The following is a 7366-nucleotide window of genomic DNA, read 5'->3' on the forward strand; positions in this document are numbered from 1 at the left end:
GCTGCGGCTCGGGCTGGGCGGGTGCCTGGGGCTCCGGCTCGGGCTCCGCCTCGTCGACCGAGATGCCGAACGCGGTCGCCAGGCCGATGAGACCGGTCGGATAGCCCTGCCCGACCGCCCGGAACTTCCAGCCGTCCCCGCGCCGGTACAGCTCGCCGCAGATGATGGCGGTCTCCTCGCCGGTCTCCGCGCGCACGTCGAACACGGCGAGCGGTTCGCCGCCGGCCGCCGCCGCGTCGTAGAGGAGGATGCGCAGATCGCGCACGTGCTCGAAGGCGGCCCCGTCCGAGGACGCGGCGATGACGACCTGCTCCACCGACGGGTCGAGCGCGTTCAGATCGGCCTCGATGGTGTCCGTCAGGCCCTCCGGCAGGCTGCGCTTGGGCAGCCTGCGGACCAGGCCCGACGGGTGACGCGGCTGGTTGTAGAAGACGAAGTCCTCGTCCGAGCGCACGCGCCCGCCGGCGCCCAGCAGCAGGGCCGAGGCGTCCACGTCGGGGACTCCGGCGCCCGGCGTCCAGCGCAGCACGGCCCGTACGGCCATGGCGTCGAGAGGGACGTTCGAGCCTTTCACCATCGCGTGCGTCATGCCGGTCATCCTGCCTGCTGGCCGCCCGCGCGGACAACGCGGGGGCGTGGTGTCCCTTTCGGCCGCCGGTCGGATTCACCCGCTCCGCCTCCCTCGAAAGCAGCACGAAAGGGGTACGACACCCGGAATTCACCTCCGCCGGGAACTGCCGACACCCGTTCGTACGTACTATTACCGGCCACACGTTGTCCGATCGGTCAGAGAGTACGGGGGGAATTGCATGCGTCATTTCGGGCATATTGCACCTGCTGCGAAGGACGGGCTCTTCTTCCAGCAGCCCTGTGAGTTCGACCGCGACTCACCGGCGCCCCTCCTCTCCGCCGCCCTCGGCGCCACGCTCTACAGCCCCGCCACCCGCCCCCGCCTCGCCGACGACATCGTCAAGCTGGCCGGGCGCGGGGTCGTCTCGATGGTGTTGTGCCTGGAGGACTCCATCGACGACTCCGAGGTCGCCGGAGCCGAGGAGAACCTGGTCCGGCAGTTCGCCGACCTCGACGCGCGCGCCACCACGCTGCCGCTGCTGTTCATCCGGGTCCGCGAACCGGCGCAGATCACCGATCTGGTGGGCCGCCTCGGCCCCTCGGTCCGGCTGCTGTCCGGATTCGTACTGCCCAAGTTCACCTACGAGCGCGGGCTGCCCTTCCTGGACGCCCTGACCAAGGCCGAGGCGAGCGCGGGCCGGCGGCTCTTCGCCATGCCCGTCCTCGAATCGCCCGAGCTGCTCCACCTGGAGACCCGCACGGACACCCTCCGGGGCATCGCCGACCTCGTCACCGCCCACCGCGACCGCGTGCTCGCGCTGCGCCTCGGGGTCACCGACTTCTGCTCCGCGTACGGGCTGCGGCGCTCCCCCGACATGACGGCCTACGACGTGGGGATCGTCGCCCACGTCATCGCCGACGTCGTCAACGTGCTGGGCCGCGCCGACGGGACGGGCTTCACCGTCACCGGACCGGTCTGGGAGTACTTCCCCCGCCAGGAGCGCATGTTCAAGCCGCAGCTGCGCAGCAGCCCTTTCCAGCAGAACCGGGCCGAGTCGCTGCGCACCGCGCTCATCGCCCACGACCTGGACGGACTCCTGCGCGAGATCGACCTGGACCGGGCCAACGGCCTCCTGGGCAAGACCTGCATCCACCCCTCCCACGTCGCCCCCGTGCACGCCCTGTCCGTGGTCAGCCACGAGGAGTACAGCGACGCCCGCGACATCCTGCGGCCCGAGAGCGACGGCGGCGGAGTACTGCGCTCCGCGTACACGAACAAGATGAACGAGGTGAAGCCCCACCGGGCCTGGGCGGAGCGCACGCTGCTGCGCGCCGAGGTCTTCGGCGTGGCCCGGGAGGAGATCGGCTTCGTGGACCTGCTGGCGGCCTGCCTCGCGGAGTGACCGGAACCGGCGGCAGGATCGAGTACGGACGGAGCGGGCGGCGCCCCGGGTCCGGCGGACGAACGGAAAGAGAAGCGAACGTGGTGTGGTCGGGTACCTGGGTGGCGGAGCGACTGGGCGTCGGGCTGGTGGGCGACGGGGAGCTGCGCGAGCTGCTGGGCCTGGCCCTGCGGCGCAACCCCAAGCGGGCACACCTGCTCGTGTCCAACGTCCTCGGCAAGCACGTCCCGCAGCGCCCCTCCGTGGTGTACGCCGCCGGTTTCAAGCTGGGCCGCCGGGTGCGCGCCCTCCTGGGCGAGGACGGCGCGCGCCGGGCGGTCGTCCTCGGATACGCGGAGACCGCCACCGGCCTCGGACACTCCGTCGCCGACGGCCTCGGCGAGGCGCCCTACCTCCACTCGACCCGGCGGCCGGTGCCCGGCGTGGCCCGGGCGGGCGGCTTCGAGGAGTCCCACTCGCACGCCACCTCGCACCTGCTGCTCCCGGAGGACCCCCGGCTGCTGGCGGCCGGCCGGTCCGGCGGGGAGGGCTCGGCGCTGGTGCTCGTGGACGACGAGTTCTCCACCGGCAACACCGTCCTCAACACCATCCGCGCCCTGCACGAGCGCTACCCCCGGGACCGGTACGTGATCGTGGCCCTGGTGGACATGCGCTCCCCGGCCGACCGGGACCGGCTCACGGAGTTCGCGGCGGAGATCGGCGCACGCGTGGACCTGGTGGCCCGCACCACCGGCACGGTCACGCTGCCGGACGGGGTCCTGGAGAAGGGCCAGGCGCTGGTGGCGGAACGGGAGGCGGCCGACCGCGCGCGCGAAAGCGGCAGCTCCGCTTCCGTGCCCGCCGCCCCGGCCCCGGGCGCCCCCTCCGCCCCTGGTGTCCCTGGCGTCCCGGCCGCCCCGCGCCCCTACACCCGCCTCGACCTCCCCTGGCCCGTCGGCGTCCCGGACGGCGGCCGGCACGGCTTCACGGCCGCCCACCGCGCCCTCCTGGAGCCCGCCCTGCCCGCCCTGGCGGACCGCGTCGCACAGGCGCTCGGCGACACCCCCCGCCGCGTCCTCGTCCTCGGCTTCGAGGAGCTGATGTACGCGCCGCTGCGCCTGGCGACCGCCCTGGAGGAGCGCACCGACGCCGAGGTCCGCTACTCCACCACGACCCGCTCCCCGGTCCTGGCCGTGGACGATCCCGGCTACGCGATACGCACCCGGCTCGTCTTCCCCGCCCACGACGACCCGGCCGACGGCCCCGGCGACCGCTACGCGTACAACGTGGCCGGCGCCGGCTTCGACGCCGTGGTCGTCGTCGTCGACTCCACCGCCGACACCCCGGCCCTGCACGCCCCCGGCGGGCTGCTCGACCGGCTCGCTCCGCACACCGCGCACGTCCTGCTCGCGGTGATCCCCTCGTACACACCCGTGGCGACAGCCTCCGACTGCCAGGAAGAAGCCTTGATGCAGCTCCCCGAACCCCTGCGCGGCCCCGCGTTCTCCTCGTACGCGCCGGACGAGGTCGGGTGGCTGCTCCAGGACCTCTCGGAGACCCGCCTCGAAGCGCCCACGGAGGAGCGCGAGGAGGCGATACAGAGCGGGGGCGCGCACTACGCGGAGTCGCTCCCCGTCGAGTACCAGCCCTCCGCCGAGTACCAGCAGCTGTTCAAGGTGGCCCTCGACCTGTCGGCCGCGCGGATCGCCCGCGCCGTGGGCACGGTGACCGAGACGGTGCTCGCCGAGCGCGGCCCGCGCCCCGTGCTCGTCTCCCTCGCCCGGGCCGGCACACCGGTCGGCGTGCTGATGCGCCGCTGGGCCCGGGAACGGCACGGCGCCGACCTGCCCCACTACGCCGTCTCCATCGTGCGCGGACGCGGCATCGACGCCAACGCGCTGCGCTGGCTGGCCGCCCACCACGACCCGGCCGACGTCGTCTTCGTGGACGGCTGGACCGGCAAGGGCGCCATCACCCGCGAACTGGCCGCGGCGATCGCCGAGTTCGAGAAGGCCGGGGGAGTGGCCGGCTTCGACCCGGAGATCGCGGTACTGGCCGACCCCGGCGGCTGCGTCCGGACGTACGGCACCCGCGAGGACTTCCTGATCCCCTCCGCCTGCCTCAACTCCACGGTCTCCGGGCTCGTCTCCCGTACCGTCCTGCGCGCCGACCTCGTCGGGCCGCACGACTTCCACGGCGCGAAGTTCTACCGCGAGCTGGCCGGTTCGGACGTCTCCGGCCTCTTCCTCGACACCGTCGCCGCGCGCTTCGGGGAGGTCGCGGACGCCGTCGACGCCGAGGTGCGGGAACTGCTCGCCGCGGACCGGGCCCCCACCTGGGAGGGCTGGGCCGCGGTGGAGCGCATCAGCGAGGAGTACGGCATCCACGACGTCAACCTCGTGAAGCCCGGCGTCGGCGAGACCACGCGCGTCCTGCTGCGCCGCGTCCCGTGGAAGGTCCTCGCACGCCGCGGAGCCGGCCCGGACCTGGACCACATCAGGCTGCTGGCCGAGCAGCGCGGCGTCCCGGTCGAGGAGGTCGACTCGCTCCCGTACACCTGCGTCGGGCTCATCCACCCCCAGTACACCCGAGGGGCCACAGGCGCCGACGGCAAGGCGGTGGAGACCGCGTGACGGCCTCCCCGGTCACCCTGATCGCCAGCGATCTCGACCGCACCCTGATCTACTCGACCGCCGCGCTCAACCTCACCATGGAGGACGTACGGGCACCCCGGCTGCTCTGCGTCGAGGTGTACGGGCACAAGCCCCTCTCGTACGTCACCGAGACCGCCGCCGGTCTCCTCAGCGACCTGACGGACGCCGAGTCCACGGTCTTCGTCCCCACCACCACCCGCACCCGCGAGCAGTACCACCGCATCCGGCTGCCGGGGAGCCCGGCCGAGTTCGCGATCTGCGCCAACGGCGGCCACATCCTGGTGGACGGAGAGTCCGACCCGGACTGGCAGCGCACCGTCGCCCGCCGGCTCGCCGACGAGTGCGCCCCGCTGGACGAGGTCCGCGCCCACCTCGTCGCCACCGCCGACCCGGCCTGGCTGCTGAAGGAACGCGTCGCCGAGGACCTGTTCGCCTACCTCGTCGTCGACCGCGCCGAACTGCCCCCGGACTGGACGAAGGAACTCGCCGACTGGGCGGAACCGCGCGGCTGGACCGTGTCCCTCCAGGGCCGCAAGATCTACGCCGTGCCGCGGCCGCTGACCAAGAGCGCCGCCATGCGCGAGGTCGCCCGCCGCACCGGCGCGACCCGCACCCTCGCCGCCGGCGACTCCCTCCTCGACGCGGACCTGCTGCTCGCCGCCGACGAGGGCTGGCGCCCCGCCCACGGCGAACTCGCCGACGCCGGCTGGAGCGCCCCGCACATCGAGGCCACCGCCGAACGGGGCGTGGCGGCGGGCGAGGAGATCCTGCGCCGCTTCCTGCGGGCGACGAGCGCCTGACGGGACACGGCCGGGCGCGACCGGCGGGGCGGAGTCGCGCTCTTCCCGCCCGCCGCGAGATCATGCGGCCCAACGGAACGCCGTCGTTGCCGGCCGAGAGGCAGGTGCGAGGACCACGAGACGGGCGCGACGGCCGGAAGACGTGTGGGATGAACGAGGGACGTGTGCGATGAACGAGGGGCGTGTGCGATGACCAAGGGAAACTCCACCAGGATCACCGATGAGCTGTACGCGTACATGCTGGCGCACAACCCGCCGCTGGACGCCGTCCAGCGGGAGCTCGTCGAGACCACCTACGCCCGGCTGCCCGACCACGCGGGCATGCAGTCCGCCGAGGAGCAGGGCCCGCTGCTCGCCTTCCTCGTCCGGCTGACCGGCGCCCGGCACATCGTGGAGGTCGGCACCTTCACCGGCTTCTCCGCCCTGGCGATGGCCCAGGCCCTTCCGGAGGACGGGCGGCTGATCGCCTGCGACATCTCGGAGGAGTGGACGGCGTACGGCCGCGAGGCGTGGGCGAGGGCAGGCGTCGCCGACCGCATCGACCTGCGGATCGCGCCCGCCCTGGACACCCTGCGCGCGATGCCAGGGGAACCCCACATCGACTTCGCCTACCTGGACGCGGACAAGGGCAACTACATCGCGTACTGGGAGGAACTGGTGCCGAGGATGCGCCCGGGCGGGGTCATCACCACGGACAACGTGCTGTTCCACGGGCAGGTGACGGACCCGGACGCGACGGGCGGGGCCAAGGCCATCCAGGAGTTCAACGACCACGTGGCGGCGGACACCCGGATGGACAGCGTGATGCTCACCGTGTCGGACGGCCTGACCCTGTCCCGCAAGCGCTGAGGGGCGCCGGGCACCCCGGCGGCTGCCGCGTCAGCCGCAGCAGCCCCCGCCGCAGCAGCCACCCCCGCCGCCCCCGCCTCCGGCGGCGGGCGCGGGACGGGAGCCGCCGACGGCGACGGTGGACAGCAGCTTCACCGTGTCCTCGTGCCCGGCGGGGCAGGAGGCGGGCGCGGAGGACTCGGCCATGGGCCGGCTCAGCTCGAAGGTGTCCCCACAGGAACGGCAGCGGTATTCGTAACGAGGCATGACGCCAGGCTAGCGGCAGCGGACGGGCGCGTCAGCGGTGCGCCGGGCGTGCGCCGCGTACGTACGGGGAGGGCTCCGCCCTCCTGCCGTGCCGGGTCAGTGGCTGCCCGCGCCCCGTTCCTCACGGATGTCGGCCACGACGTCGGCGACGGTCCGGCGCAGGGACTCCGTCACGGTGAGGAAGTGCCAGTAGTCCGGGTGGCGGTTCTCCAGGGCCGTGACCGCCTGGTCGAGGCGCGACACCGCGTCGTCCAGCGGACGGGCGTGCCGCGGCTCGGGGGTGTGCCGCCCGGCCATCGCCAGCCGCTGGGCGTCGCGGATGGCGAACCGGGTGCGCTCGATCTCCCGCTGCGGGTCCTTGGCGACCTCGTCGAGCCGGCGCAGCCGGTCACCCGCGGCGGACACCGCCTCGTCCGTCGCGTTCAGCAGGGCGCGCACGGTGCTCAGCCGGGAGGTGGCGTCGGCCCAGCGCTGCTCCTCGCGGGCCTGCGCGGCCTCCTTGAGCTTCTCCTCGGCCCGGCGCACATTGACCGCGGCCTGCTCCGGCACCGGCTGGAGGTCCTGCCAGCAGGCGGCCGAGAACCGCCGCCGCAACTCGCTGAGCACGGGCTCGACGGACGCGGACCGGGTGGTCAGGGCCTGGGCGCGGGTGCGCAGGGTCACCAGGCGGCGGTCGATCTCGGCGGCGCGCTCCGGCAGCTTCTCCGCCTCCGCCCGCACGGCCTCGGCGTCCCGCAGCACCCGGTCGGCGCGCCGGAGGGTCTCGGGCACGCCGTGGCGCCCCGCGCCCTCGTTGAGCTTGGTCAGCTCGGGGGCCAGCGCGGCCAGCCGGGCCGCCAGGTCGTCGGCGCGCAGCCCGGACGCC

The 7366-nt window shown here is 73.8% G+C and carries 6 protein-coding genes and 1 pseudogene; 4 read left to right on the forward strand and 3 right to left on the reverse strand.

All coding sequences use genetic code 11. The features are described 5' to 3' along the window. On the reverse strand, window positions 1-589 hold a 589-nt coding region (locus tag MHW47_RS29600; RefSeq protein ID WP_239226858.1), incomplete at its 3' end, for a TerD family protein. Window positions 590-809: 220 nt separating this feature from the next. Between MHW47_RS29600 and MHW47_RS29605 the strand changes: the two genes are divergently transcribed. The 4 genes from MHW47_RS29605 (at window position 810) to MHW47_RS29620 (ending at window position 6255) form a co-directional block, all read left to right on the forward strand. Further along, complete coding sequence (locus MHW47_RS29605; protein ID WP_239226860.1) at window positions 810-1973, forward strand: HpcH/HpaI aldolase/citrate lyase family protein; 1164 nt, start codon at window positions 810-812, stop codon at window positions 1971-1973. 101 nt (window positions 1974-2074) lie between these two features. After that, window positions 2075-4585, forward strand: a complete 2511-nt coding sequence (locus MHW47_RS29610) for a phosphoribosyltransferase (protein ID WP_239226862.1) — start codon at window positions 2075-2077, stop codon at window positions 4583-4585. Then, a complete protein-coding gene (locus MHW47_RS29615) occupies window positions 4582-5406 on the forward strand; it encodes an HAD family hydrolase (protein ID WP_239226864.1) in 825 nt (274 codons plus the stop codon). Before MHW47_RS29610 ends, MHW47_RS29615 begins: the two co-directional genes overlap by 4 nt. A gap of 189 nt (window positions 5407-5595) precedes the next feature. Beyond that, window positions 5596-6255 (forward strand): O-methyltransferase, encoded by a 660-nt coding sequence (locus MHW47_RS29620; RefSeq protein WP_239226866.1) that lies wholly within the window; start codon window positions 5596-5598, stop codon window positions 6253-6255. Window positions 6256-6285: 30 nt separating this feature from the next. On the opposite strand, the gene MHW47_RS29625 is transcribed toward MHW47_RS29620, so the two are convergent. Next, window positions 6286-6501 carry a zinc ribbon domain-containing protein gene (locus MHW47_RS29625; protein WP_239226868.1) on the reverse strand — a complete coding sequence of 72 codons (216 nt, stop codon included), beginning with the start codon at window positions 6499-6501 and terminating at the stop codon, window positions 6286-6288. Between the two features lie 96 nt (window positions 6502-6597). After that, window positions 6598-7366 (reverse strand): annotated as a pseudogene (locus MHW47_RS29630) (hypothetical protein); the annotation flags it as partial.

The sequence above is a fragment of the Streptomyces sp. OfavH-34-F genome (genome assembly GCF_022347745.1).
Taxonomy (GTDB): Bacteria; Actinomycetota; Actinomycetes; order Streptomycetales; family Streptomycetaceae; genus Streptomyces.